The organism is Burkholderia sp. AcTa6-5 (genome assembly GCF_017815075.1).
In the GTDB taxonomy this organism is placed as follows: domain Bacteria; phylum Pseudomonadota; class Gammaproteobacteria; order Burkholderiales; family Burkholderiaceae; genus Burkholderia; species Burkholderia sola.
Map to the genome: position 1 here is coordinate 1 of NZ_JAGIQE010000015.1, position 25,263 is coordinate 25,263.

The 25,263-nt window shown below is 68.1% G+C and carries 23 protein-coding genes and 1 pseudogene; 13 read left to right on the plus strand and 11 right to left on the minus strand.

Annotated elements, in window-relative coordinates:
* Positions 1 to 126, plus strand: a pseudogene (locus J8I33_RS20360) (electron transfer flavoprotein subunit alpha/FixB family protein); the annotation flags it as partial.
* A gap of 145 nt (positions 127 to 271) precedes the next feature.
* Positions 272 to 1,696 carry a cytosine permease gene (locus J8I33_RS20365; RefSeq protein WP_209938979.1) on the plus strand — a complete coding sequence of 475 codons (1,425 nt, stop codon included), beginning with the start codon at positions 272 to 274 and terminating at the stop codon, positions 1,694 to 1,696.
* On the opposite strand, the gene J8I33_RS20370 is transcribed toward J8I33_RS20365, so the two are convergent.
* Positions 1,624 to 3,165 carry a PLP-dependent aminotransferase family protein gene (locus tag J8I33_RS20370; RefSeq protein WP_245172261.1) on the minus strand — a complete coding sequence of 514 codons (1,542 nt, stop codon included), beginning with the start codon at positions 3,163 to 3,165 and terminating at the stop codon, positions 1,624 to 1,626. The two genes, J8I33_RS20365 and J8I33_RS20370, sit on opposite strands and share 73 nt — an antisense overlap.
* 124 nt (positions 3,166 to 3,289) lie before the next feature.
* Here J8I33_RS20370 and J8I33_RS20375 point away from each other — a divergent pair, with 124 nt between their 5' ends.
* Positions 3,290 to 4,177 (plus strand): DMT family transporter, encoded by an 888-nt coding sequence (locus J8I33_RS20375; protein ID WP_050014976.1) that lies wholly within the window; start codon positions 3,290 to 3,292, stop codon positions 4,175 to 4,177.
* A 144-nt stretch (positions 4,178 to 4,321) separates the two neighbouring features.
* On the opposite strand, the gene lysA is transcribed toward J8I33_RS20375, so the two are convergent.
* Complete coding sequence (gene lysA, locus J8I33_RS20380) at positions 4,322 to 5,560, minus strand: diaminopimelate decarboxylase (protein WP_124556027.1); 1,239 nt, start codon at positions 5,558 to 5,560, stop codon at positions 4,322 to 4,324.
* Positions 5,561 to 5,668: 108 nt separating this feature from the next.
* On the opposite strand from lysA, the gene J8I33_RS20385 reads away from it, so the two are divergent.
* Both J8I33_RS20385 and J8I33_RS20390 read left to right on the plus strand, forming a co-directional pair.
* The gene (locus J8I33_RS20385) at positions 5,669 to 6,583 is read left to right on the plus strand and encodes a LysR family transcriptional regulator (RefSeq protein ID WP_050014980.1); all 915 of its coding nucleotides are present in this window, start codon (positions 5,669 to 5,671) and stop codon (positions 6,581 to 6,583) included.
* A 59-nt stretch (positions 6,584 to 6,642) separates the two neighbouring features.
* Complete coding sequence (locus J8I33_RS20390; protein ID WP_209938980.1) at positions 6,643 to 7,242, plus strand: GNAT family protein; 600 nt, start codon at positions 6,643 to 6,645, stop codon at positions 7,240 to 7,242.
* Positions 7,243 to 7,369: 127 nt separating this feature from the next.
* Here the strand turns inward: J8I33_RS20390 and J8I33_RS20395 are convergent, their stop codons facing one another.
* Together J8I33_RS20395 and J8I33_RS20400 are read right to left on the minus strand one after the other, a co-directional pair.
* Positions 7,370 to 7,948, minus strand: a complete 579-nt coding sequence (locus J8I33_RS20395) for a DUF4142 domain-containing protein (RefSeq protein ID WP_089489553.1) — start codon at positions 7,946 to 7,948, stop codon at positions 7,370 to 7,372.
* Positions 7,949 to 8,352: 404 nt separating this feature from the next.
* Positions 8,353 to 8,976: an HAD hydrolase-like protein gene (locus J8I33_RS20400; RefSeq protein WP_050014984.1), complete on the minus strand. Its 624-nt coding sequence runs from the start codon at positions 8,974 to 8,976 to the stop codon at positions 8,353 to 8,355.
* Positions 8,977 to 9,136: 160 nt separating this feature from the next.
* Between J8I33_RS20400 and J8I33_RS20405 the strand changes: the two genes are divergently transcribed.
* Positions 9,137 to 9,580 (plus strand): GNAT family N-acetyltransferase, encoded by a 444-nt coding sequence (locus J8I33_RS20405; RefSeq protein ID WP_050014986.1) that lies wholly within the window; start codon positions 9,137 to 9,139, stop codon positions 9,578 to 9,580.
* 57 nt (positions 9,581 to 9,637) lie between these two features.
* Positions 9,638 to 9,856, plus strand: a complete 219-nt coding sequence (locus J8I33_RS20410; protein ID WP_006480837.1) for a DUF1653 domain-containing protein — start codon at positions 9,638 to 9,640, stop codon at positions 9,854 to 9,856.
* 29 nt (positions 9,857 to 9,885) lie between these two features.
* On the opposite strand, the gene atpC is transcribed toward J8I33_RS20410, so the two are convergent.
* A complete protein-coding gene (atpC, locus tag J8I33_RS20415; RefSeq protein WP_209938981.1) occupies positions 9,886 to 10,344 on the minus strand; it encodes an ATP synthase F1 subunit epsilon in 459 nt (152 codons plus the stop codon).
* Between the two features lie 10 nt (positions 10,345 to 10,354).
* Entirely contained in the window at positions 10,355 to 11,236 is an 882-nt protein-coding gene (gene atpG, locus J8I33_RS20420; protein ID WP_089489552.1) for an ATP synthase F1 subunit gamma, read from the minus strand.
* A 35-nt stretch (positions 11,237 to 11,271) separates the two neighbouring features.
* On the opposite strand from atpG, the gene J8I33_RS20425 reads away from it, so the two are divergent.
* The 4 genes from J8I33_RS20425 to fabI are packed head-to-tail and all read left to right on the plus strand — an operon-like array spanning position 11,272 to position 15,490.
* Positions 11,272 to 12,354, plus strand: coding sequence for a phosphate acetyltransferase (locus tag J8I33_RS20425; RefSeq protein ID WP_348636022.1), 1,083 nt, complete (start codon positions 11,272 to 11,274; stop codon positions 12,352 to 12,354).
* Between the two features lie 10 nt (positions 12,355 to 12,364).
* Positions 12,365 to 13,573, plus strand: a complete 1,209-nt coding sequence (locus tag J8I33_RS20430) for an acetate/propionate family kinase (RefSeq protein ID WP_209938983.1) — start codon at positions 12,365 to 12,367, stop codon at positions 13,571 to 13,573.
* 8 nt (positions 13,574 to 13,581) lie between these two features.
* Positions 13,582 to 14,703, plus strand: coding sequence for an alpha/beta fold hydrolase (locus tag J8I33_RS20435; RefSeq protein WP_124556023.1), 1,122 nt, complete (start codon positions 13,582 to 13,584; stop codon positions 14,701 to 14,703).
* A 28-nt stretch (positions 14,704 to 14,731) separates the two neighbouring features.
* Positions 14,732 to 15,490 (plus strand): enoyl-ACP reductase FabI, encoded by a 759-nt coding sequence (fabI, locus tag J8I33_RS20440; protein WP_050014998.1) that lies wholly within the window; start codon positions 14,732 to 14,734, stop codon positions 15,488 to 15,490.
* 21 nt (positions 15,491 to 15,511) lie between these two features.
* On the opposite strand, the gene J8I33_RS20445 is transcribed toward fabI, so the two are convergent.
* The 4 genes from J8I33_RS20445 to J8I33_RS20460 all read right to left on the minus strand — a co-directional run bounded on the left by J8I33_RS20445 (position 15,512) and on the right by J8I33_RS20460 (position 20,744).
* A complete protein-coding gene (locus J8I33_RS20445; protein ID WP_209938984.1) occupies positions 15,512 to 16,723 on the minus strand; it encodes a crosslink repair DNA glycosylase YcaQ family protein in 1,212 nt (403 codons plus the stop codon).
* A 335-nt stretch (positions 16,724 to 17,058) separates the two neighbouring features.
* A complete protein-coding gene (locus tag J8I33_RS20450) occupies positions 17,059 to 18,138 on the minus strand; it encodes a terpene synthase (RefSeq protein ID WP_209938985.1) in 1,080 nt (359 codons plus the stop codon).
* Positions 18,139 to 18,191: 53 nt separating this feature from the next.
* Entirely contained in the window at positions 18,192 to 18,962 is a 771-nt protein-coding gene (uppS, locus tag J8I33_RS20455; protein ID WP_124556019.1) for a polyprenyl diphosphate synthase, read from the minus strand.
* A 393-nt stretch (positions 18,963 to 19,355) separates the two neighbouring features.
* Positions 19,356 to 20,744, minus strand: a complete 1,389-nt coding sequence (locus tag J8I33_RS20460) for an MFS transporter (RefSeq protein ID WP_050015005.1) — start codon at positions 20,742 to 20,744, stop codon at positions 19,356 to 19,358.
* Between the two features lie 389 nt (positions 20,745 to 21,133).
* Here J8I33_RS20460 and J8I33_RS20465 point away from each other — a divergent pair, with 389 nt between their 5' ends.
* A complete protein-coding gene (locus tag J8I33_RS20465) occupies positions 21,134 to 21,763 on the plus strand; it encodes a TetR/AcrR family transcriptional regulator (RefSeq protein WP_124638780.1) in 630 nt (209 codons plus the stop codon).
* Between the two features lie 137 nt (positions 21,764 to 21,900).
* The gene (treA, locus tag J8I33_RS20470) at positions 21,901 to 23,619 is read left to right on the plus strand and encodes an alpha,alpha-trehalase TreA (RefSeq protein ID WP_124630688.1); all 1,719 of its coding nucleotides are present in this window, start codon (positions 21,901 to 21,903) and stop codon (positions 23,617 to 23,619) included.
* A gap of 99 nt (positions 23,620 to 23,718) precedes the next feature.
* On the opposite strand, the gene J8I33_RS20475 is transcribed toward treA, so the two are convergent.
* Complete coding sequence (locus J8I33_RS20475; RefSeq protein WP_209924799.1) at positions 23,719 to 25,209, minus strand: carbohydrate porin; 1,491 nt, start codon at positions 25,207 to 25,209, stop codon at positions 23,719 to 23,721.
* Positions 25,210 to 25,263: the final 54 nt, after the last annotated feature.

A 25,263-nucleotide genomic window follows, 5' to 3' on the forward strand; every position in this document is an offset into this window, starting at 1 on the left:
ATGAAGGATTCGAAGGTGATCGTCGCGATCAACAAGGATCCCGAAGCACCGATCTTCAGCGTGGCCGACTACGGCCTTGTCGGCGATCTGCACGAACTTGTTCCGGCGCTTACCGCGTCGGTTTGAATCCTGCCATCCGTCAGGATGCATCGAGCCTGCACGCGCGCCGCGTCATCGCGACCGGCGCGCGATTTACGCGAAGAACCGTGACCTGATGTCGGCGGTTCGAGCGAACTCCCAAGCGCAGTTTTCCACCGGTCAGGAGCCGAGCATGGAACGTACCGCTTTACCTGTCGCCAATACGTCGCTGATCGAGCGCCGCTCGATCGACCATATCCCCGATGCCGAGCGCCACGGCAGCCTGTTCAGTCAATTTACCCTGTGGTTCGGCGCGAACCTGCAGGTAACGGCGGTCGTCGTGGGCGCGCTGGCGGTGGTGCTCGGCGGCGATGTGTTCTGGTCGTTGATCGGCTTGCTGGCCGGTCAGGTGCTCGGCGGTGCGGTGATGGCGCTGCACGGCGCGCAAGGGCCGCAGCTCGGGCTGCCGCAGATGGTCTCGAGTCGCGTGCAGTTCGGCGTGTATGGCGCGATCGTGCCGCTCGTGCTCGTGTGCGTGATGTACGTTGGATTCTCGGCTGGCGGCACCGTACTCGCCGGACAGGCCATCGCGGAGCTGCTGAACGTCGGCCATACCGCGGCGATCCTCATCTTCTCCGCGCTCGTCGTCTTGCTCACGGGCCTCGGCTACCGAACGATTCATGCGATGGGGCGCGTATCGAGCATCGTTGGCACGCTGGCATTCCTGTATCTGTTTGCGAGCCTGCTTCACGGGCACGCTTTCGACACATTGCTCGCGAATCGCCACTTCACGCCCGCATCGTTCCTGCTCGCGGTTTCGTTGTCCGCATCCTGGCAGATCGCCTACGGCCCCTATGTCGCCGACTACTCCCGCTACTTGCCCCGCACGACGTCACCCGCGAAAACCTTTGCAGCGGTGTTCTGCGGAACCGTGATCGGGGCGCAGGTATCGATGACGTTCGGTGTGCTGGCCGCCGCGCGCGCCGGCGAGCGCTTCTCCGGACACGAGGTCGCCTTCATCGTCGGCCTCGGTGCGACGGGGGCTATTGCCGCCGTGCTCTATTTCACGATCGCGCTTGGCAAGCTGACGATCACGACGCTCAACGCATACGGTAGCGTGATGTCGGTCGCAGCGATCCTGACCGGCTTCGGTGGGCGGCGCCAGATCCCGTCGCGCACCCGAATCGCGTTCGTACTGCTGAGCGTTGCGGCGTCGAGCGGCATCGCGCTGGCCGGGCAGCACGATTTCCTGAAAGCGTTCTCGTCGTTTCTGCTGTTTCTGCTCGTGTTCTTCACGCCGTGGAGCGCGATCAATCTCGTCGATTACTACTGCGTGACCCGTGAGCATTACGACGTGCCGGCGCTGTTCGATCCGGACGGGCGGTATGGCCGCTGGAACGTCGTCGGCATCGCCGTCTACGTGCTCGGCGTGCTCGTGCAGATGCCGTTCGTCGCGACGGGGTTCTACACCGGGCCGTGGGTCGAGGCACTGGGCGGCGTCGACGTGTCATGGATCGTCGGCATCGTCGTACCGGGGCTGCTGTACTACGTCGCGTCGCGCGGTGCACGCTCGAACGTGCCGGAGCGTCTGATTCTGTCCGATGCCGACAGCGAGTGACACGCGGTGCGCGCGTGTGCATCCGACGGTGCTTCGGTATCGTGCGATGCACGGTGCACCGCCTCCATCGCCCGCGCCAGCGCATCGAACACCGCCGGCCCCTTGCAGCGCGACACGTTGAAGCGCATGTACGACGACGCGCTGCGCGACACGCTGAATACGTCGCCCGGCGCGAGCACCACGTCGTGGTCCAGCGCATGACGTGCGACGCGCGCCGCGTCGAGCCCGTCCGGCAATTGCGCCCACACGAACAACCCGCCGCGCGGCTCCGTCCAGATCCCGAGCCCGGCTCGCGCGAGGCGCCGGATCGTCTCGCCCATCGCATCCGCGAGCCGCGCGCGCAGGCTGTCGAGATGGCGCCGGTACGTGCCGTCGATCAGCAGCCGATGCACGACGTTCGCGCCGATCTGCGCGTTGCCGAACGACGTCGCGAGCTTCAGGTCGACGAGCGCGTCGATCCATTCCGGCCGCGCGGCGACATAGCCACAGCGGATCGCGGCCGACAGCGTCTTCGAGAAGCTGCCGATCGACACGACGCGCGACAGCCCGTCGAACGCCGCGAGGCGCGGCGCGGGCGTGCTCTCGAAATCCGCGAAGATGTCGTCCTCGACGATCAGCAGGCCGTGCTCGGCCGCGAGCGTCAGCAGCCGGTGCGCGACGGGCGGCGCGAGCGTCGCGCCCGTCGGGTTGTGCAGCGCGGCGTTGGTGATGTACAGCCGTGGCCGATGCTCGGCGAGTGCTTGCTCGAAGCGCACGAGATCGGGGCCGTTCGGCGTGAACGGCACGCTGACGATCCGCGCACGGTGCGCGCGCAGCAGCGCCTGGAAGTTGAAGTAGCACGGATCGTCGAGCACGACGGTGTCGCCCGGCTCCAGCAGCAGGCGGCACACGAGGTCGAGCGCGTGCGTGCCGCCGTCGGTCAGCATGATCTGCGCGGGTTCCGCGTGGACGCCGTGCTGCGCGAGCCGCCATGCAAGCTGCTGGCGCAGCGCGGGCAGGCCGAGCGGCGTCGCATAGTCGGTCAGCGCATCGGCTTCGTCGCGCGACACGGCGCGCAGCGCGCGACGCAGGCTTTCGTCGGGCAGCCACGACGACGGCAACCACCCGCAACCGGGTTTCACCGACGTCGGCGCCGCTTCGAGCGACTGGCGCGACAGCCACAGCGGATCGAGCTCGCGATCGAGGCGCGGGCCCAGCTCGGCGAGCGCGAGCGGCGGTGCGTGGCCCGACACATAGAAGCCCGAACCGCGCCGTGCGACGAGCACGCCTTCGCTCGCGAGCCGCTCGTACGCATCGACGACCGTCGATTTCGATACGTTGAGCGCGTCGGCCATCATCCGGATCGACGGCACGCGCGCACCGGGCATCAGCGCGCGGCTCGCGATCCGCGCGCGCAGGGTGTCCATGACGGTTTCCACGCGCGTGCGCGACGGTGCGGGCGGAGCGGGAATCGGGGCGGAAGGGCGCATGGCGGACGATGAACTGTACGGCCGGTTGTCCAGTACAGTTTGTCTGAATTGTATTGGGCTGTAGCTTACGCCGTTTTCGCCGGCGGCGGATCATCGGTCATCCACTTTCCATTCAGGGTTGACCGTGCAAAAGACGACCGACGGATGGCTCAGCGGCATGCTGGGCGTCATCATCTTCAGTGGCTCGCTGCCCGCGACACGGGTCGCGGTGCAAGGGCTCGACCCGCTGTTTCTCACGTTCGCCCGCGCGACGATCGCCGGCGCGCTCGGCCTGCTGCTGCTCGTCGTGCTGAAGCAGAAGCGGCCGTCGCGCACCGAGGCCGTGTCGCTGGCCGTCGTCGCGCTCGGCGTCGTGGTCGGTTTTCCGTTGCTGACGGCGCTTGCGCTGAAGCACGTGACGTCCGCGCATGCGATCGTGTTCGTCGGGCTGCTGCCGCTCGCGACCGCGCTGTTCGGCGTGTGGCGCGGCGGCGAGCGGCCGCGGCTGCCGTTCTGGATCTTTTCGATCGTCGGCAGCGGCGCGGTGGCCGCGTTCGCGCTGCGCAACGGCGGGCACGCGTCGGTGGTCGGCGATGCGCTGATGCTGGCCGCGATCGTCGCGTGCGGGCTCGGTTATGCGGAAGGCGCGCGCCTGTCGCGCCAGCTCGGCGGCTGGCAGGTGATCTCGTGGGCGCTCGTGCTGTCGCTGCCGCTGATGCTGCCGCTCACGTGGCTGACGTGGCCCGCGTCGTTCGACGGCGTCGATGCCGCCGCGCTGTGGGGGCTCGCGTACGTGTCGCTGTTCAGCATGTTGATCGGCTTCGTGTTCTGGTATCGCGGGCTGGCGCTCGGCGGGATTGCGGGCGTCGGCCAGTTGCAGCTGCTGCAGCCGTTCTTCGGCTTCCTGCTCGCGGCCGGGCTGCTGCACGAGACGGTGCCGCCGTCGATGGTCGTCGTGACGGTAATCGTGGTCGGCTGCGTGGCGGGCGCGAAGTACTTTTCGAAGATGGCGCCCGTGCAGCGCGTGGGGTGATGCAGGCGCCGCGGCTGGCGGCAAGCCCGTTGCTGCCGAACGCGCGATAGCGATCCTGCGCGCGGCAGCAAGACCCCAGGCAAAACGGCCAGGCTACCGGTAGCGGCAAGCCTGGCCGTTGGCGTTCGTCACGCCGCGCGCGGGTTACTCGAACGTTTCGAGCGCGAGCAATTCGCCGATCGTCTGCCGGCGGCGGATGAGCCGCGGCGTGCCGCGATCGACGAGCACTTCCGGCGCGAGCGGCCGGCTGTTGTAGTTCGAGGACATCGACGCGCCGTACGCGCCGGCGTCGTGCAGGAACAGCAGGTCGCCGATCTGCGGCTGCGCGAGCTTGCGGTGCGTGACCACGCCGCCTGCGTCCTGCGTGAACACGTCCCCGGATTCGCACAGCGGCCCGGCGATCGCGAGGTCGACGAGCGGCCGGCCGGCGGGCAGCGCGCCATCGTGCGCGTGCACCGACACCGCGTGATAGCTGCCGTACATCGACGGGCGCATCAGGTCGTTGAAGCCCGCGTCGATCAGCACGAAATCGTGCTTCGGCCGGCGGTTGACGGCCTGCACCTCGGTGACGAGCGTGCCGGCTTCGGCAACCAGAAAGCGGCCCGGTTCGATCTCGATGCGCACCGGATGGCCGAGATGCCGTTCGATGCGCTTGCGCGCGGCGTCCCACTGGCTGAAGTAGTGTCCGACGTCGACGCGCGGCTCGCCGTCGCGATACGGAATCGACAGGCCGCCGCCGGCCGAGATCGCGTCGATGTCGTGGCCGAGCGACGTGACGAGATCGACCATCGCATCGCACACCTGCGACAGGTGGCCGTAGTCGACGCCCGACCCGATGTGCATGTGGATGCCGACCAGCTTCAGCCCGTACTGGCGCACGATCTCGATCGCGCGCGGCACGTCGTCGATCCAGATGCCGTGCTTGCTCTGCGGGCCGCCGGTGTTGGTCTTGTTGCTGTGGCCGTGGCCGAACCCGGGGTTGACGCGCAGCCACACGCGGTGGCCGGGCGCGTGCTCGCCGATGCGCGCGAGCATGTCGAGCGAGCCGGCGTTCACGGTCACGCCGTGTTTCAGCACCGCCGCGAGCGTCGGGCGGTCGATCAGGTCGGCCGTGAATACGACGCCTTCCGGCTCGCCGCCCGGGCTGAACCCGGCCGCGAGGCTGCGCTCGATCTCGCCGAGCGACACGGCGTCGACGCATGCGCCTTCGTCGCGCATCAGCTTCAGGATATGGACGTTCGAATTTGCCTTCTGCGCATAGCGGATCACGTCGAACTGGCGCAGTTGGGCGATGCGGTCGCGAATGACGTCGGCGTCGTACACCCACAGCGGGGTGCCGTATTGCTGCGCGAGCGTCGCGAGCTGGCGGGAATCGAGGGACATGGCGGATGAATCGGATCGAATGAACGGATAGCCGGATGATGCGCCTGATTGGCTATACAGTAAAATGCCTGTTTATCTTCATTCGATTCATTTCTGATATATACGACCATGCTGACGCACCGTCATATCGAGGTCTTTCGCGCGCTGATGGTCACCGGCAGCACGACGCGCGCGGCCGAGATGCTGTACACGTCGCAGCCGACGATCAGCCGCGAGCTGGCGCGGATGGAGCAGGTCGTCGGCTTTGCGCTGTTCGAACGCGCGCACGGCCGGCTGCGCCCGACGATGGCCGCGCTCACGCTGTTCGACGACGTGCGGCTCGCGTATGCGGGGCTCGAACGCATCGCGGCGACGGCCGCGCGCCTGCGCGAGTTTCGCGACGGGCAACTGTCGGTAATCGCGTTGCCGGCGTTCTCGCACGCGATCCTGCCCGGTGCATGCCGGCGCTTTCACGACGCGCATGCGGGCGTCAGCGTGTCGGTCGCGACGCAGGAGTCGCCCGTGCTCGAGGAGTGGCTCACCGCGCAGCGCTATGACCTCGGGCTGACCGAGCGCGATGTCGCGCCGGCCGGCACGGTGCTCACGCCGCTGCTCGAAGTGGATGAAGTGTGCGTGCTGCCCGGCGGCCATCCGCTGCTCGCGCAGGACGCGATCGACCTGCTGGATCTCGCCGATCGCCCGTTCGTGAGCCTGTCGCTGAACGATCCGTATCGCATCCTGATCGACGAGGCGTTCGCGCAACTCGGCATCGCGCCGCGCTCGGTGGTCGACACGCCGTCGGCCGTGTCGGTGTGTGCGTTCGTGCGGCAAGGGCTCGGCGCCGCGATCGTCAACCCGCTCACCGCGCTCGATTTCGTCGGCCGCGACCTGCACGTGCGGCCGCTGACGCGGTCGTTTCCGTACCGGGTCAGCGTGATCGTGCCCGAGCACCGGCCGAAGAACCTGCTCGTCGACGCGTTCGCCGATGCGCTGCGCGCCGAAGCGAAGGCGATCCGCCGCCGGCTGGCCGCCCACCTCGGCTAGCGGCACCGCCGTATGATGGGCGTTTCGCCGCCATCGCCGTCATTTTCCGGAATCCCGTCATGACCGACGCATCGTCTTTCCTCGAACAACCGACCCTCACCGGCGCACGTGTCGTCCTGCGTCCGCTCGACACATCCGACCGGCAGGCGCTGCTGGATGCCGCGGCCGACGGCGAGTTGTGGAACCTGAAGGTCACGGTCGTGCCCGGCGCGCAGACGGTCGACGCGTACATCGACACGGCGTTGCAGGGGCGGGCGGCTGGCACCGTGATGCCGTTCGTGATCGTCGATCGCGTATCGGGCCGCGTGATCGGCAGCACGCGCTTCTGGAAAATCGACCGCAAGAATCGCAAGCTCGAGATCGGTCATACGTGGCTGAGCGAATCGGCGCAGCGTACGCGCGCGAATACCGAAGCGAAGCGGTTGCTGCTGGGCTATGCGTTCGACACGCTGCGATGCGTGCGCGTGCAGTTCACGACGGACGAGCTGAACGAGAAATCGCGCGCGGCGATCCTGCGGCTCGGTGCGAAACAGGAGGGCATCGTGCGTCACGAACGGATCATGCCGGATGGCCGCAAGCGCAACTCGGTGCGCTTCAGCATCATCGACGACGAATGGCCGGAAGTGCGGGCGCGACTCGACGCGAAGCTGGCGACGTAACGCGTGACGTGCGAGGCGGAGCGCTCGATGCTCGGGACGTGCGTCGCGCCGCCGGCAGGGGAGGCGGCGGCGCGACGGCGGGGGAAACGGTGCGCCGCGCGCGATGCGCGGCGCTGCATCGGATGAATTACTGCGCCGATGCGAGGTGATGACGCTGCGCGAGCTTCTGTGCATCCGCGTAGTGCGCCTGCAGGATCGGTAGCGCCTGGCGGGCGACTTCCTTCAGCTTGGTGTCGCGGCCCGATGCGATTTCGGCCTGGAACGCCGAGATCGCCTTCTGCTGGCCGGCGAGCGCGACCTGTTCGATATACGCCTTGTCGAACTCGGCGCCGCGCAGGCTCTTGATGCCGTTCAGCACGGTCGTGTCGGGGTCGTTGGCCGGCACGTCGACGCCGCGCGGGCTGGCCGCGCGCATCGCCTGGATGATCTTCGCATCGTCGGTCGACACGCGTTGCGCGAACGCCTTGACCTGGCTGTCCGACGTGCGCGCATCGGCGATGCGCGCGGCGTCGTGCTGGGTCGACACGGTCTTCGTGCCGTCGTTGATGAAGGTCTGGTCGGCTTCGTGGATGCGCGTCGCGGTCGCGGCCGGCGCAGCCGATGCGCCGGGTGCCGGTTGCGCGGTTTGCGCGGTCGCCGTCACGGCGACGAGAAGCAGGCCAGCGGCAGACAAGGCAAGGCGCGAAAGGTGGGGAAAGCGGTTCATGGGACCTCCTCGATCGGGACTCTGGTTGAAAAACGGATCGTGCGATCCGTCGCTGTGCGAGAGACCGGGCGCGCCCGGGCCGGGTTCGACTGCCGCTCTGCCGCGGCGGCGTTCGAAGTGTTTTCCGGCCCGACTGATTCTAGGAGAGCGGTCGGGTAGCAGGTGCAACCGTGCTGTGGCTTGTGTAACGGTTGGTAAGACGAAACGATGAGCACGCGCGCAGCCCGGTAGGGCGTACCTGATACGCATGTGGCGGCGGCAATTTTTGCGTGCGCGTGGCGCATGCAATGGATGAGATGCGTGCGCGTGTCATCGGCATTTCAGCGGTGCGATGTCGTCGCGGCAGTTGTCGTCGCGGCGCGTCGTGCGAGGGGCGGGGTGCGGGCGTGGCGTGCGTGAAAGCGTCACACGCGATCGAGCAGCGCATCGAGGCGCGGCAGCAACGGCGTCGCGCAATGCGCCTGCAACGCGTCGGGCGCGGTGTAGCCCCACGCGACGCCCTGAAATGCAATATGTGCACGCCGAGCCGCGTCGGCATCGCGGATTTCGTCGCCGACGTACAGCACTTCGTCTGCGCGCACTCCGGCCTCGCGAACGAGCGCGCGCAGACGGCGCGCCTTGCCGAACAGCGGAATGCCGCACGCGAAATGGTCGACGCGTGCGCCGGCGCGCGGACCAAGCCGGTCACGCACGATCTCCTCGGTATTCGACGTGGCGATCGCGATGCGGATGCCGCGCGCGGCGAGCGCGTCGAATGTTTCGGCGACGCCGGGGAACAGTTGCACGTGCGCGACGCGCGGCCGCATCAGGCGGCGCATGTCGATCGTCACGCGCGGCACTTTCCACATCGGCACGCCGAGCGCGCGAACGATGTCGCGCGCCGACATCCCGCGCAGCGCCGGGCGCAGTTCGGGCGTGGCGTCGCGAAAGCCGTGCAGGCGCGAGGCTTCCGTCAGCGCGGCGAGAAAACTGTCGAGCGAATCGGCGAGCGTGCCGTCGAAGTCGAAGGCGATGAGGCGGAAGGTCATGAAGCGGCGTCTCGGGTTTATCGGCGGGTGCCATTGTCGCCGAATCGAGGGTGGCAGTGCGGCTGTTCGTCCACGGCGGACTCCAGTGCCCCTTGTCCCGCCCCCCACGGCGCGGTATCGTCGATGCTCCGCCTTCCGCCCCTCGAACCGGAGAACAGACGTGCCCGCAGCCACCCCCGCCACGCTGAGAATTTCCACCGACAAGCGCGAACTCGACATCGACGCGATCTTCGATTTCCTGCATCGCGACGCGTATTGGTCGCAGGGCATTCCGCGCGACGTGGTCGAGCGGGCGATCGAGGGCTCGCTGTGCTTCGGCGCGTATGTCGGCGACCGGCTCGTCGGGTTTGCGCGGCTCGTCACCGATCACGCGACGTTCGCGTATCTGTGCGACGTGTTCGTGCTGCCGGCCGAACGCGGCAACGGCTACGGCCGCGCACTGATCGACCATATCTTCGCGCAGCAGATGGTGCAGCGGCTGCGCCGCATCATGCTCGCGACGACCGACGCGCACGCGCTGTACCGGCCGGTCGGTTTCGGTCCGCCGGCGAATCCCGAGCGGCTGATGGAGATCCGCCGGCCCGACATCTACACGAAACGCTGACGCGCGCCGCAGCGCATACAATACGCGCTTTCCGTTTTTGCCGAAGAGAAGCACACCATGACCGAACAGGAAGCCGAACAGCTCGCGACGCACCGCCACTACAAGGGCGGCCTGTACCGCTACATCGGCGTTGCGCGCCATTCCGAAACCGAGGAATCGGTGGTCGTCTACGAGCATCTGTGGCCGCATGCGCGCGGGCTGTGGGTGCGGCCGGAAGCGATGTTCAACGGCAACCTCGAAGACGGCACGCCGCGGTTTCGCAAGCTGCGCGACTGAGCGGGCGGCACCGGGGCCGGCGCCGGTGTCTAGCCCGCGCTGCCCGGCTTGTCGTGCGGCGATTGTTGCCGCAGCGCCATCGCAAAGAAGCGTCGAATTTCATCCATCAATTCCGTGCGGGCCGACGCGAAATCGAACGCGCGCCGGTTTTCGTGTGCGTAGCGCTGGCGCCAGTCGTCGGCCGCATGCCGCGCTTCGCGTGCGCGCAGGTCGTCGAGTTCGGGCGTGCGCAACGCGTGATCGGCGATCAGCGTCACGCCGTCCCGGCTGACCTCCAGCACGCCGCCCGCGACGAGCAGGCGGCGATGCTCGCCGGTCGGCGCATCGACGAGCATCACGACGCCCGGCCGGATCCGCGTGAGCAGCGGCGCGTGGTGCGGGTAGATCCCCAGTTCTCCGCTTTCCCCCGGAACGACGACGAAATGCGCGTCGCCAGCATACAGCACCGCTTCCACGCTTACGATGTCGAGCCTCATCGACGTCTTCATGCATGCTCCTTCAGACCGCCGCCGCGCCGGCGACGATTTCGCACAGCTCGGTGGTGATCTGCGCCTGTCGCGTCTTCTGGTACAGGTGCCGCAGTTCGCGCAACACGCGGTCGGCGTTGTCTGTCGCGGTCTGCATGCTGAACATCCGCGCGCATTGCTCGCACGCGTAGTTCTCGACGACGGCCTGATAGAGCGTCGCCTCGACGTAGCGCAGCAGCAACGTGTCGACGACCGGTTTGGGCGCGGGCTCGTACAGATAGTCGGACGCGGGTGCGGACACGGGCGCGCCGTCGGTCGGCGCGCCGGTGTCGAGCCCCACGATCGGCAGCATCGCATCGATGCGCGGCTCGTACGCGAGCGGGCTCGTCAGCCGGTTGTATGCGACGTGTACTTCGTCGAGCTCGCCGTTGACGAACGCGGTCAGCGGCACGAGCAGCGCACCGAGCAACTGCTCGAAGTGCGGCTCGGCGGCCAGGCCGCTCGCACGCGCGGCGATGGTCGCGCCGTGGCGCAGCAGCGGCGCGAGGCCGCGCGCACCGATCACGCTCAACTCGCATGCGACACCGGCACGGTCCCAGCGTTCGAGCGCATCCACGCATTCGACGAGCAGCCGCGCATTGAGCGGGCCGCACAGCCCGCGATCGGTGCTGACGACGATCAGGCCGACGCGGCGCACGGTATCGCGTCGCGCCATCAGCGCCGATACGTGGTCGGGACGGTCTCGCAGCACGCGTTCCGCCATCGCGGCGATGCGCGCCGCATACGGGCGGAACTCGCGCGCGCGTCGCTGCGCGCTCGCCATCTTGGTGCGCGCCATCATTTCCATCGCCTTCGTGATCTTGCGCGTGGACGAGGTACTGGCGATCTTCGAGCGGATTTCGCGTATGTGCATGTCAGGGGGGGCGTTGCGGCCGTCCGGATGTCATCGTGCGGATTCATGCTATCGGGACTTCACCTGAAACGATTGACGGAAATCAAACGACTTCGCCCGGTCCCGCACCAGAATCCGTTCACGTGATCCTTGCGAAGGGGCAGTCGATGACCGAATTGCACACGCATCAGAAATACGACGCGCTGATTGCGCGTTGCCACGCGTTGCGGCCTGTGACGGTCGCGGTCGCGCATCCCTGCGACGAGGTATCGCTGCACGCGGCCGCCGCCGCCGCCCGGGCCGGGATCATCGTGCCCGTGCTGGTCGGCCCGGTGGCGCGGATCACGATGCTCGCCGCGACGCTCGGTATCGATCTGTCCGGCTATCGTCTCGTGGACGCGCCGCACAGTCATGCGTCGGCGGCGCGCGCCGTCGAGCTGGTGCGCGCGGGCGACGCGCAGGCGCTGATGAAGGGCAGCCTGCACACCGACGAGTTGCTGGCGGAGGTGGTGTGCGCCGACACGGGGCTGCGCACCGGGCGGCGCCTGAGCCACGTGTTCATCATGGACGTGCCGACTTACCCCAAGCCGCTGTTCATCACCGACGCCGCCGTCAATATCCGTCCGACGCTCGAACAGAAGGCCGACATCGCGCAGAACGCGATCGATCTCGCGCATGCGCTCGGCATCGCCCGGCCGAAGGTGGCGATCCTGTCGGCGGTCGAGACGGTCAGCTCGAAGCTGCCGTCGACGCTCGACGCGGCCGCGCTGTGCAAGATGGCCGAGCGCGGCCAGATCACCGGCGCGCTGCTCGACGGGCCGCTCGCGTTCGACAACGCGATCAGCCCGGAGGCCGCGCGGCTCAAGCATCTCGGTTCCGCGGTCGCGGGCGATGCGGACATCCTGCTCGTGCCCGATCTCGAGGCCGGCAACATGCTCGCAAAGGAGCTGACGTTCCTCGCGAATGCCGATGCGGCCGGCATCGTGCTCGGTGCGCGCGTGCCGGTGATCCTGACGAGTCGCGCCGACAGCGAACGCACGCGCCTGGCGAGCTGCGCGGTCGCGGCGCTCGTCGCGGCGGCGGCGCGCGCCACGGCGACGCCCGTGGACGCGCCGGCGATTGCGGCCGACGCACACTGACGAGGCCGCGATGCGACATCCCGTCCTGGTGCTCAACGCAGGCTCGTCGAGCCTCAAGTTCTCGGTCTACGACACGCGCGACGATCGTTCGCTCGATGCGGGCCTGCACGGGCAGGTCGAGAACCTGCATGGCGCACCGCATCTGTTCGTGGCCGATGCGCACGGCGCAACGCTCGCCGACAGCCCCGTCGCGCGACCGGGGCATCAAGGCGCGATCGAGGCGCTGCACGCGTGGTTCGCCGCGCACGTCGGGCGGGAGGCCGGGTTCGACGGCGTCGGGCACCGGGTCGTGCATGGCGGCCCGTATTTCACCGCGCCGGTGCGGATCGACGCGCACGTGCTCGATGCGATCGCGTCGCTTTCGCCGCTCGCGCCGCTGCACCAGCCGCATCACGTCGACGCGATTCGCGCGGTGGCCGCGGTTGCGCCGAACCTGCCGCAGGTCGCGTGTTTCGACACCGCGTTTCATTCGACGGTGCCGGCGCTCGAACGGGAGTTCGCGTTGCCGCGCGCGCTGACCGAGCAGGGCATCGTGCGCTACGGGTTTCACGGGCTGTCGTACGAGTACATCGCGACGGCGCTCGCGGCCCTCGATCCGTCGTGGGCGCAGCAGCGGACGGTGGTCGCGCACCTCGGCAACGGCGCGAGCCTGTGTGCGCTCGCGAACGGCCGCAGCGTCGCGACGACGATGGGGTTCACGGCCGTCGACGGGCTGCCGATGGGTACGCGCACGGGCGCGCTGGACCCGGGCGTGATCCTGTACCTGCAGCGTCACGCAGGCCGGTCGCTCGACGAGGTCGAGCATCTGATCTATGCCGAATCGGGCTTGCTCGGCGTGTCCGGCGTGTCGAGCGACATGCGCACGCTGCTTGCGAGCGACGCACCGTCGGCCGCGCATGCGGTCGAGCTGTTCGCCTATCGCGCGGCCCGCGAGCTCGCCGCGCTGGCCGGCGTGCTCGGCGGTCTCGACACGCTCGTGTTCACGGCGGGCATCGGCGAGCACGCGCCGCACGTGCGTGAACGGATCTGCAATCGCGCCGCGTGGCTCGGCATCGTGCTCGACGACGCGGCGAACGCGGCCGGCTTGCCGGTGATTTCTAGCGACGCGTCGCGCGTGACGGTGCGCGTGATTCCGACCGACGAGAACCTGATGATCGCGCGCCACACGCGCCGCGTGCTGGACGACGCGATCCCTTCCACGCCGTATCCGACCCGGTGAGACCTCCGATGACAGCACGCGACACGCCTTCCCCTGCCGTCAGCGCCCCCGCGCTGCCGATTTTCTGGCCGATGGCCGCCGCCACGGCGATGTTTGCCGCCGGCTCCGAGATCACGGCGCGCAATCTCCGCTTCCTCGCGGAAGAGGAGAAGCTCCATTTCGAAGCGCATCCGGTGCTCGCATCGGCGAACCGGCCGTTGCTGGAACTGCGGACGATGACGTTCCGCGATTATTCGGTCGCGCCGGCGCACGGGCTGCCGACGATCGTCGATGCGCCGTACGCGGGGCACAGCGCGATGATCGCCGACTACCAGCCGGGGCAGAGCCTGATGCAGACGCTGCGCGAGCACGGCGTGACGCGTCTGTACCTGACCGACTGGCGCTCGGCCACCGAGGACATGAAGGACCTCGAGATCGACCAGTATCTGGCCGAGCTGAACGTGTGCGTCGACGAACTCGGTGGCCGCGTGAATCTCGTCGGCCTGTGTCAGGGCGGCTGGATGTCCGCGATGTATGCGGCGCGTTTCCCGCACAAGGTCGCGAGCCTCGTGCTGGCCGGCTCGCCGATCGACACCGACGCGGGCGACGGCCCGATCAAGCGGATGGTGCACACGTATCCGACGTCGTTCTACGAGGAACTCGTCACGATGGGCGGCGGGCTGATGCGCGGGCGCTTCATGCTGCGCGGCTGGAAGAACATGCATCCGGACCAGCACTATCTCGCCGAGCACGTCGACCTGTACGAGCATCTCGACGATCCCGAATACCTGCGCAAGCGCGAGGTGTTCGCGAACTGGTACGAAAGCCCGATCGACCTGCCGGGGCGCTGGTACCTGCAGGCGATCGTGCAGATCTTCAAGGAGAACCGGCTCGCGAAGGGCACGTTCGTTGCGCTCGGGCGCACGCTCGACCTGAAGGACGTCGCGTGCCCGACCTATCTGCTCGCCGGCGAGGCCGACGACATCACGACGCCGGAGCAGGTGTTCGGTGCGCACGATCTTCTCGGGACGCCCGCGTCGCGGATCGAGAGCCGGCTCGTGCCGGGCGGCCATATCGGTCTGTTCATGGGGACGCGCACGCTGACGACGGTGTGGCCCGACATCGCGCGATGGATCGCCGCGCAGCGCTAGGCCGGCGCGGATCGGCAAGGGAGGCGGCATGACGTTGCGACACAAGCGGGGGCTCGTCGTCGGCATTGCGAACGAACAGAGCATCGCGTGGGGATGCGCGCGTGCGTTTTGCCGGGCCGGCGCGACGCTCGCGGTGACCTGGCAGTCGGACAAGACCTTGCCGCACGTCGAGCCGCTGTTCGCGCAACTCGACGCGCCGATCCGGATGCCGCTCGACGTCGGGCGGCCCGACCAGATGGCGGCGGTGTTCGATGCAATCGCGGCCCAATGGGGCGAAATCGACTTCGTGCTGCATTCGGTTGCGTATGCACCGAAGGCCGATCTGCACGGCCGCGTGGTCGACAGTTCGCCGGAAGGCTTCGCGTTGGCGATGGATACCTCGTGCCATTCGTTCATCCGGATGGCGCGGCTCGCCGAGCCTCTGATGACGCGCGGCGGGAGCCTGATGGCGATGAGCTATCTCGGCGCGGAGCAGGTCGTCGCGAACTACGGGGTGATGGGGCCGGTCAAGGCCGCGCTCGAAGCGAGCGTGCGGTACCTGGCGGCCGAACTCGGCGGCGCGGGCATTCGCGTCAACGCGATTTCGCCGGGCGTGCTGCCGACGCGCGCGGCGTCGGGCCTGCCGGACTTCGGCCGGCTGCTCGACGATACCGCGCGCCGGGCGCCGCTGCATCACGCGCTGGACATCGACGACGTCGGCGCGTTCTGCGCGTTTCTCGCCAGCGACGGCGCACGGGCGATCACGGGCGGCACGCACTATGTCGACGCCGGCATGCACATGCTCTAGCGCGCCGGCGGCGCGCGGCGTTCAGGTCCGCGCGAATGCCTGCACGAGGGCCGGCGGCGCGTGGGCGACCGTGACCTCCGGCGTGCCGTGCCACGCCGCGAGTTTCTCCACGGCCTTCGCGACGTCGGCTGCGAGCCCGGCGCCGAACCGCACGCCCGGCTCGACATGCACGGCTTTCAGCTCGAACGTGCCGAGCGTGCGATGCGCTTTCGCATCGACGCGGCCCACCAGCCGGCCGCGATGCAGCACGGGCAGGCAGAAATAGCCGTAGCGCCGCTTGTGCTCGGGCGTATAGCACTCGATCGTGTAATCGAAACCGAACAGCGTCGACGCGCGCCGCCGGTCCCACACGACCGGGTCGAACGGCGACAGCAGCGTCGTGACCGTCGAGCGCAGCGTGTCGGCAGCGGCCGCCGGCAGCAGCGCATCGAGCGAGCGATGCACGTAGGTCGGTTCCTTCCAGTCGTCGATCTGCACCGGAATCAGGTCGCCGGCCTCGGCGAGCCGCTCCAGTTCCGCGCGGTACGAACGGCGCGGCAGCCGATAGTAGTCGGCCACCCAGTCCGCGCGCACGACGCCGAGCGCGCGGCACGTGTAGTCGAGCAGCGCAGGCAGCACCGCATCGCGCGGCGGCAGGTCGCGCGTATCGTCCCAGTCGGGCAGCACGCGTTCGCGCACGTCGTACACGCGCTGGAAATTGCGGCGTTCCGACACCATCAGGTCGCCCGTCGTGAACAGCACTTCCAGGTGACGTTTCTCGGGCTTGCGGTCCCACCAGCCGTTGCCCTTCACGCCGTCCTCGCGCGCGAAATCGGCCGACCGCACCGGGCCTTCGTCGCGAATCCGCGCGAGCAGCCGTTCGATCTCCGGACGATTCTGCTCGTGCCATTCGGCCGCATATTTCCAGCCCATCCCCGACGGATCGAGCATCTTGTAGCGCATCAGCCCGAACTGCTCGATCGGCAGGAAACACGCTTCGTGCGACCAGTATTCGAACAGGCGCGCCTCGGCGAGATGTTCGTCGAGCCAGCGCGGCGGGAAATCGCCGAGACGGCTGAACAGCACGAGATACGGGCTGCGTGCGACGACGTGGATGGTGTCGATCTGCAACTGCGCCATCCGGCGGATCGTGTCGAGCACGTCGGACTTGGTCGCCTTGCGGCGCGGCGGGGTGAGCAGGCCCTGTGCGGCGAGATGGAGCGCGCGGGCGGCGGCGGGCGAAAGCGTGAGCATCGGCGGGACGGTCGAGGGTGGCGATCGGGAACCACTTTAGCGCGAAAGCGGCGCGCGCGTGCGACGTGCGGCTGCAACACGTCTGACAATGGTTGACAGATGCGTTTCGCAAGTTTCCCTATAGTGCAGTTCATGGCGCGACGATCAATGCGCGCAACGATTCCGCTTCCGACGCACATATGTCCATGGCACGCAGGAAGCGAATCCGGGATTCCCGACCCCCATCGGGAGACCCGGAGCCCTGAGCGGACATCCATGCGGCTGTGCACCGGCCCCGTGTGGATGTCCGCTGATTTTTTTGTTTTTCCGGTTTTCACCCATTGCCGCGCGACGGGTCATGCCGCGGCGCTCGTCTGTCCGGGCCGCAGCGCGCGGGACAGGTCGTAGTGTTTCGCCGCGCCGTAACGCGGCGAACCGAAGTGCCAGTCGTAATTGCCGCGAATGTACGTCCGGGCCTCGTCGAGCAGGCGCAGCGACGCGCGGTCGTCGGTGCGCGCACGTACCTGTTTTTCCAGATCGAGATAACGCGCGAGATAGCGGTTGTGGATGTCCGCCGCCGCGTCGAGCGCGGCTTGCGGCGCGAGCCCGCGTTCGTGCATCAGGACGCAGACGAGATTGCTGCTCGATTCGCCAGCCTCTTTCGGATACGAGAAGATGTCGTTGCACAGGCAGAGGATCAGGCCGGACAGCTTGCGCAGGCGCTCGACTCCTTCGTCGGCGTAGAACGCGGCGGGCGCTTCGTAGCCGGCGGCGATATCGATCAGCGCGAACGCGCCTTCGCCGCAGCCGTTATAGGTGCGACCGGCAAGGTACTCGGCCGTGTCGGGCACGACGTCGGTCGCGAACCGGCCGGCTTCCCACAGCGTCGAGAACAGGAACGTCATCATCCCCGCGACCCAGCGTGCGTACTGCACGCGCGTGGACGTCGCGGCGATACGCGCGCACACATCCTGAGTCGCCCGTTGCAGGGCGGGCAGGAACGCGGCCAGGTGCGGCAGGCGCGCCGCCAGCGCGGCGCGCAGCGGTGCCGGATCGTGGCCGGTCGGATCGGCAATCGTTTCGTACAGCCACAGGTAGAGCGCGCCGAGCTCGCCGGGCGTGCGCGCGACGCCGTGCAGGCTGCACAGGCCGTCGTCGATCGCGAAGATCCAGCCGTACGCGCGGGTCGTCGTGCACAGGCCGTCGAAGGTGGCGTGCGCATAGACGCGCGAGCAGTATTCGCCGACCTTGCCGTGACGGATGCCGTTGGCCCAGCGCGGATCGTCGAGCAGGCCATGGCCGTTCATCCACGCGAGCAGGTCGGCTTCGGCGCGGTCGGCGTCGGGATGCACCGGCGTTTCGAACGGATGGAACAGGTGCGGCAGCACGAGCGTGGGCGCGGCGGCTTCGGCGGCAACGGTTTCGGCGGTGGACATGGCGTACCTCGCGGATGGCGGGTGACAACAGGTGTCGTGAACGGTGGGACGGCCTACATGCCGAACCGGCGCGCGCGCTTGCCGTATGCATCGATCGCCTGTTCGAAATCGTCGCGTCCGAAATCGGGCCAGCACGTCGGCGTGAAATAGAACTCCGAGAAAGCGGTTTGCCACAGCATGAAATTCGACAGGCGTTGCTCGCCGGACGTGCGGATCACGAGGTCCGGCTCCGGCTGGCCGGCCGTATAGAGCCGGCTCGCGATCAGCTCCGGGCTGAGCTGCGCGAGCAACTGATCGACGGTGCCTGCCGCGACGTGCTCCGCGATCAGCGAGCGGACTGCGTGCAGCAGGTCGAGGCGGCCGCTGTACGCGACCGCGATGTTCACGTCGAGCCCGCGCGCGTGAGCCGTGCGTTGTTGCGCGGCACCGATGCGCTCGGCTGTCGCGGGCGGCAACTTCGTCAGGTCGCCGATCACGTGCAGGCGCCAGCGGCCGCCGGCGGCGAGCTCGTCGAAGACGTCGGCGATGACCGCGAGCAGGCCGCGCAATTCCGCGGCGTCGCGATTGAGATTTTCGGTGGACAGCGGCCACAGCGTCACGAACGGGATCCCGGCTTCCTCGCACCACGACAGCAGCGCATGCACGTTGCGCCCGCCAGCCCGATAGCCGTCGACGGCCGGCAGGCCGAGACGGTCCGCCCAACGCCGGTTGCCATCGAGAATGACGGCAAGATGCGTCGGCAACGGCGGCCGGGCCGTTTCTGATGCGGCAGGCGAGTCGATGGCGAACGTTGCCGGCGCGCGCAGAATCAGCTCTTGAGTCATGGCGACTCCTTCGAGGCGAGGAAGCGATCGAAACGTGAAACAGCAGATGGGATCGTTATGGCGACTGCCGCATGCCGGCGTGGGAATTCTGTTCGCACCGATGCGAGCGATTATTATTGATCAATGAATTTCGGATTTTCAAGTCGTTCGCATGCACCATTTCTCGGCGCGCCAGCGCAAGCGACCGAGCAGGCGTGGCGGGGTGCCGGCCGATATCGAAAGCGGTGATGCGCAGTCGATTTTCGAGCCGATGTTATTTCGACATGCGGATACGGCGAATGCTTTTTGCGTTTCGCGAGATTGAATAAATCGCGGAATTGGAAAATAAAGCGATGCAATACGCGGGCGACCGATTGCGGCGAAAACGTTTCCGCCGCGTCGGCCGTCGGGCGCTTATGCCCGCTTGCCGCGCGCGACTTCGTCGCCGGCGCCGGGCGGCAGCCGCCGCGTGATCGGAATCGACGCGAACGAGCACAGCCCGACCACGAGGAACGCGGGCCAGAAATCCGACCACATCATCGTCTGATGGCCCTGGAGCCAGTGCGACACGTGCAGCACGAGGCCGGCCACCGTCACGCCGAGGCCGAGCGACATCTGCTGGACGACGCTGCCGAGGCTCGTCGCGCGACCTGCGTCGCGCGGCGAGATGTCCGCGTAGATCATCGAATTCAGGCTCGTGAACTGCAGCGCGGGGAAGATGCCGCCGACCAGCACGATCAGCCAGATCGTCCAGGTCGCCATGCCGGGATGGAACACGCCGTACGCGGCGATCGCGAGGCCTGCGAATGCCGCGTTGTAGATCAGCACCGTGCGAAAACCGAAGCGGCGCAGCGTATGCGTGGCGGTCGAACGGCTGACCGCGCCGCCGAGCGCGGACGCGCACGTGATGAGCCCCGAGTGGAACGCGCTCATGCCGAGCCCTTCCTGCAGCGCGAGCGGCAGCAGGAACGGCACTGCGCCGAGCCCGATGCGGAACAGCGACCCGCCGACGACGCTCGCGTGGTACGTCGGGATCTTCAGAAAACTGAGGTCGAGCACTGGGCGTTCCTTGCGGCGCGCGTACGGCACGTACAGCGCGAGCATCGCGGCGCCGGCCGCGCACATGATGATGGCGTTCGAGCGCGACGTGAGCGAACCGTCGATCAGCGTGAGGCCCATCAGCAGTAACGCGGCGCCGCTGGCCGACAGCAGGAAGCCGAACCAGTCGAGCGGGCCCGGATCGGGCTCGTGCGTGTTCGCGATGTGCTTGCTGGCGAGGTAGATCCCGTAGATGCCGATCGGCACGTTGATGAAGAAGATCATCCGCCAGTGCAGGTAGGTCGTGATGAAGCCGCCGACGAGCGGCCCGACCGTGGGCCCGAACAGCGCGGGAATCGCGAGGTAGTTCATCGCGCGCACGAGATCGGCGCGCGGCACCGCGCGGAAGATGATGATGCGGCCGACCGGGACCATCATCGCGCCGCCGACGCCCTGGATGAAGCGCGCGAACGTGAGCACGCCGAGCGAGTTGGATGCCGCGCACATCAGCGAGCCGACGACGAAGATGCCGATCGCGGTGCGGAACACGGCGCGCGCGCTGAAGCGGTCGGCGAGCCAGCCGCAGATCGGAATGAACACGCCGAGACCGACCACGTAGGCCGTGATCGCAATGTTCAACGTGACGGGGTTGTGCCCGAAGTCCCTCGCCATCGCGGGCAGGGCGGTGACGATGATGTTCGCGTCGACGCTTTCCATGAACAACGCACAGGCAACGATGAGCGGTGCTAGAAAGACGGGCGACATGGGCAGGGCGCGCGGTAAAGACGCCATTATGCCCACAATGTGACCGCTGCGTCACGTACGACAACAGTTGTTCCGCATGTTGCAACAGTCGTCTTTTCCGGCGGATGGCGCGGAAAGGACGACCGCGCACGTACGAGCGATGTGCTGCCTGGGCGATGAACGACGCGGCATCGTCGTCGCGATGCGCACGCGTTTTCGATGCGAGGCCGGAGGTTGACGCGGTGATCTGCGAACCGCTTGCCGCACGGCAAGTCGACCGCGCGTTCGCGTTGGAATGCGCGACGAGCGGGGACGACGTGGGGCCCGGTCATGTCGATTCCTTTTGACGGCGTGTCCGTGCGTTTCTAGAATATGAGCACTTGCTCACATTCGAAAGCCGCCTTCCCGCCATGTCCGAATCGTCGTCGCGCATTCCGCTTTCGCCGCGCAAGGCGCCGCGCCAGCGCCGCTCGGTGGCCACCGTCGATGCGATCGTCGAGGCTGCCGCCCGCATTCTGGAGCGCGACGGCTTCGACGGTTACACGACGAACGCGGTGGCCGCGCTGGCCGGCGTGAGTATCGGCTCGCTCTACCAATACTTCCCGAACCGCGATGCATTGACGGCCGCGCTCGTCGAACGCGAGAGCGCGCATCTGCTCGACGACGTCGACCGGGCCGCCGCGCTGTCGTGCTGTGACGACGTGCTGCGCACGCTGGTGCGCGGGGCCGTCGCGCATCAGATGCGCCGGCCGGTGCTCGCGCGGCTGATCGATTTCGAGGAGGCGCGCTTGCCGCTCGGCGCGCGCACCGCGCGCGTCGCGGACCGCATCCACGCGACCTTGCTGCATGCGCTCGGGCTGCGCGATGCGCCGCGCGTCGCCGCGCCCGGCGTCGTGGCACACGATCTGCTCGCGATCGTGAAAGGCATCGTCGATGCGGCGGGCGCGCGCGGCGAGACCGATGCGGATGCGCTCGAAGCGCGTGCGTGGCGGGCGGTACGCGGCTATCTCCGCGAGTCGCGCGAATCGAAACTTGCTTGACATGCATGTTTCGTGCGACAGTCAGGCCCATTCGCACCACAACATGACGCGTATCGATCGAAGGCCATCGAGACGAACGCGCGCGCGAACGAGACCTCGTGCCGATCCACTCACCATTCGAAAGGAGGGGACACGCCATGACGTCACGTCGTGCCGCACCGCTTGCATCTCGCTTCCCGTCGCGTCAGTCACCGCCCGCGCCGCGTCCGCGCTGGGCGGCCGCACTGGCCATTGCCTATCTCGCCGTCGCCGGTTGCGCCGCGCAGGCCGACAATGCGCACCAGGCCGCCGCGCAAGCGGCGAGCCCGTCCGCGTTGCCGGCCACCCCCGCAGCCGCATCCGCTCCCGCGTCCGGCACGCTGCTGCCGCCGCCGAGCCAGCTCTACGGCGACCTGTTCGTCGCGGTGCAGACCGCGCAGCTCTATCCCGACCAGAAGACCTTCGTCGACGCCACGCCCGATACCGATCCCGCGACGATCGTGCAGTTGTATCAGCAACAGAAATCGCAGCCGGGCTTCTCGCTGAAGGCGTTCGTCGACCAGCATTTCACGCCGCCCGCGACAGGCGGCGTGACGCCGCCGCCGAACCAGACGCTGCGCCAGCACATCGACTGGCTGTGGCCGCAGCTCACGCGCACGAGCACGACGGCGCCCCCGTACAGTTCGCTGATTCCGCTGCCGAAGCCGTACGTCGTGCCGGGCGGCCGCTTCCGCGAAGGCTACTACTGGGACACCTATTTCACGATGCTCGGGCTGCAGGTGTCGGGGCGCGAGGATCTCGTCGACGACATGCTCGACAACTTCGCATACCTGATCGATACGATCGGGCACATCCCGAACGGCAATCGCACGTACTACGCGAGCCGCTCGCAGCCGCCGTTCTTCGCGTACATGGTCACGCTCGCCGCGCAGGTCGAAGGCGACAAGGTCTACCAGAAATACCTGCCGGCGCTGCGCAAGGAGCACGCGTACTGGATGCAGGGCGAAACCACGACACCGCGCGGGCAGGCGACGCGCAACGTGGTCGCGATGCCCGACGGCGCCGTGCTGAACCGCTACTGGGATGCGAGCGACACGCCGCGCGACGAGTCGTATCTCGAGGACGTGACGACCGCGAAATCGGTGCCGTCCCGGCCGGCGAACGAGGTGTACCGCGACCTGCGCGCGGGCGCCGAAAGCGGCTGGGACTACAGCTCGCGCTGGTTCGGCGACGGCAAGACGCTCGCGACGATCCGCACGACGTCGATCGTGCCGGTCGACCTGAACAGCCTGATGTTCCATCTCGAGACGACGATCGTGAAGGGCTGCGTGGTCACGCGCGACATCGCGTGCGTGGCCGATTTCTCGGCGCGCGCGGGGCGGCGTGCGGCCGCGATCAATCACTACCTGTGGAATCGTCGCGGCTATTACGGCGACTATGACTGGCAGTTGCGCAAGCCGCGCGACGGCGTGACGGCGGCCGCGCTGTATCCGCTGTTCGCTGGCGTCGCGTGGCCGGAGCGCGCGAAGGCGACCGCGCGCGAAGTGCGCAAGACGCTGCTGCAGCCGGGCGGGCTCGCGACGACGACCGAGAACACGGGCCAGCAGTGGGATGCGCCGAACGGCTGGGCGCCGCTGCAGTGGATCGCGATCGACGGGCTGCGCCGTTACGGCGAACCGGCGCTCGCGAAGGACATCGGCACGCGTTTCCTGTCCGACGTGAAGCAGGTGTACGCGGCCGAAGGCAAGCTCGTCGAGAAGTACGTGGTCGAGGGCACCGGAACGGGTGGCGGCGGGGGCGGCGAATATCCGTTGCAGGACGGCTTCGGCTGGACCAACGGCGTCACGCTGAAACTGCTGGGGCTGTACGGCGAGTAACGCACGGCGGCGCGGGCCGCATGCCCGCACGGCAAGCCACCACATGAGCCGGGCCGTCGCGCAAGCGGCCGTCCGGCCCGTGCCTCGATGCGGCGGGCATCAGAACGTGATCGTCGTGCGCACGCCGACCACCGTCTCGTCGCCGATGCGCGCGCCGGCCGCATTCGGGTTCGGGATGCCGCCGCCCGGACGGAAGAAGTGCTGCAGGTCGGCCTGCACTTGCCACCACGGCGCGACCTGATACTGGTACGTCGCCTCGATGACCGTCTCCGCGCGGCGCACCGGATAGCCGGGCGTCGTGTACGCGCCGGTGTCGCCGTCGAGGCCGCGCGCATGCGAGCCGATCTTCGCGTAGCCGATCGCGATGCCGGCGACGTCGTTGTCGCGTCCGACGAACGGCGCCTTCAGCGTCACGCCCGCATTGGCCGCGAAATCGACGATATTGCGATCGCCCGGCGAGCCCATCACGCGCGCGAACACGCCGACCGAGCGCGGGCTGTCGGCCGACGGCCGCCACACCATCTGGTCCGCGACCGCATAGAAGCCGTAGTTGCCGCGATGCGTGGCGGGCGTACCGTTGCTCGCCGGATCGGCGAGCGACAACCCGTCGGTGCCGTAGCGTGGATCGTTCGCGTGCTGCGACTGATACCAGGCGCCGAGTTTGTACGTGCCGGGCAGGCCGGCCGGCGGCGGCGCCTTCGGATCGGCGGCCGGCGCGTTCAGCGCGTACTGCACTTCGCCGATCACGAATGCGCCGCTGCGCAGGTTGAAGTGGGTGCCGTGCGCGTTCAGCACCTGCGCGTCGCCGTCGCTGCGGCCGGCCGGGTTGCCGTCGAACACGCCGACCATCGCGGTCCACGCGTCGGCCGGCTTCACGCGCAGCCGCACGCCGAGCGACGACAGCGGATACGCGGGGCCGCCGGACGGCAGGTCGGTGGACGGCAGCACGGGCCAGCCGAACGTCGCGTTCATGAACGTCGCCGCGTTCTCGCTCACCATGAATTCCTGGTCGACGCTCTGCTGGCCGACTTTCACGTCGACCTTGCCGTCGAGCAGCGACTGCTGATACCAGAGCTCCCACAGGCGCGTGGTCGAATTGGCTTCGATGCCGGTCGCGGTCTGCAACGTCTGCAGGTAGCGCTGCGAGAGGTTGGTGCCGTGGATCTGCAGCCCCGACACGTTGAACGTGCCGCCCGGCAGGCCGATCGCCTTGCCGGTGTCGACGTTGAAGCCGAATTGCGTGAGCCCCTGGTACGCGCCGCCGCGCCCCGTGCCGCCGGACGTGTTGTACAGGTACTCGCTGGTTTCCTGCAGGCTCAGCGTGACGCCGTGCTGGTCGAGCACGTCGCGCAGGCCGCCGATGTTGCCGAGCAGGTTCGAGCGCTCCCACAAGCCGGTGGGAGCGGGCGCGGCAGCATCGGCGGCCTGTTGTTGCGCGGGGGCGGCCGCATCGCGCGCGCCGGCCGCCGGTTCGGTTGCGGCGGGAGACGTCGTTTGCGCGAATGCGGGTGCGGCGGCGAACGACAGCAGCAGCGCGGCGAGCGCATCGACGCGACGCTTGCGCGGGACGGGTGCGAGAGTGTTCTTCATTTGGTTCCGTTGGCAGTTTGATTCGTTAGGCTGAAGAAACGGGAACGGGATGCG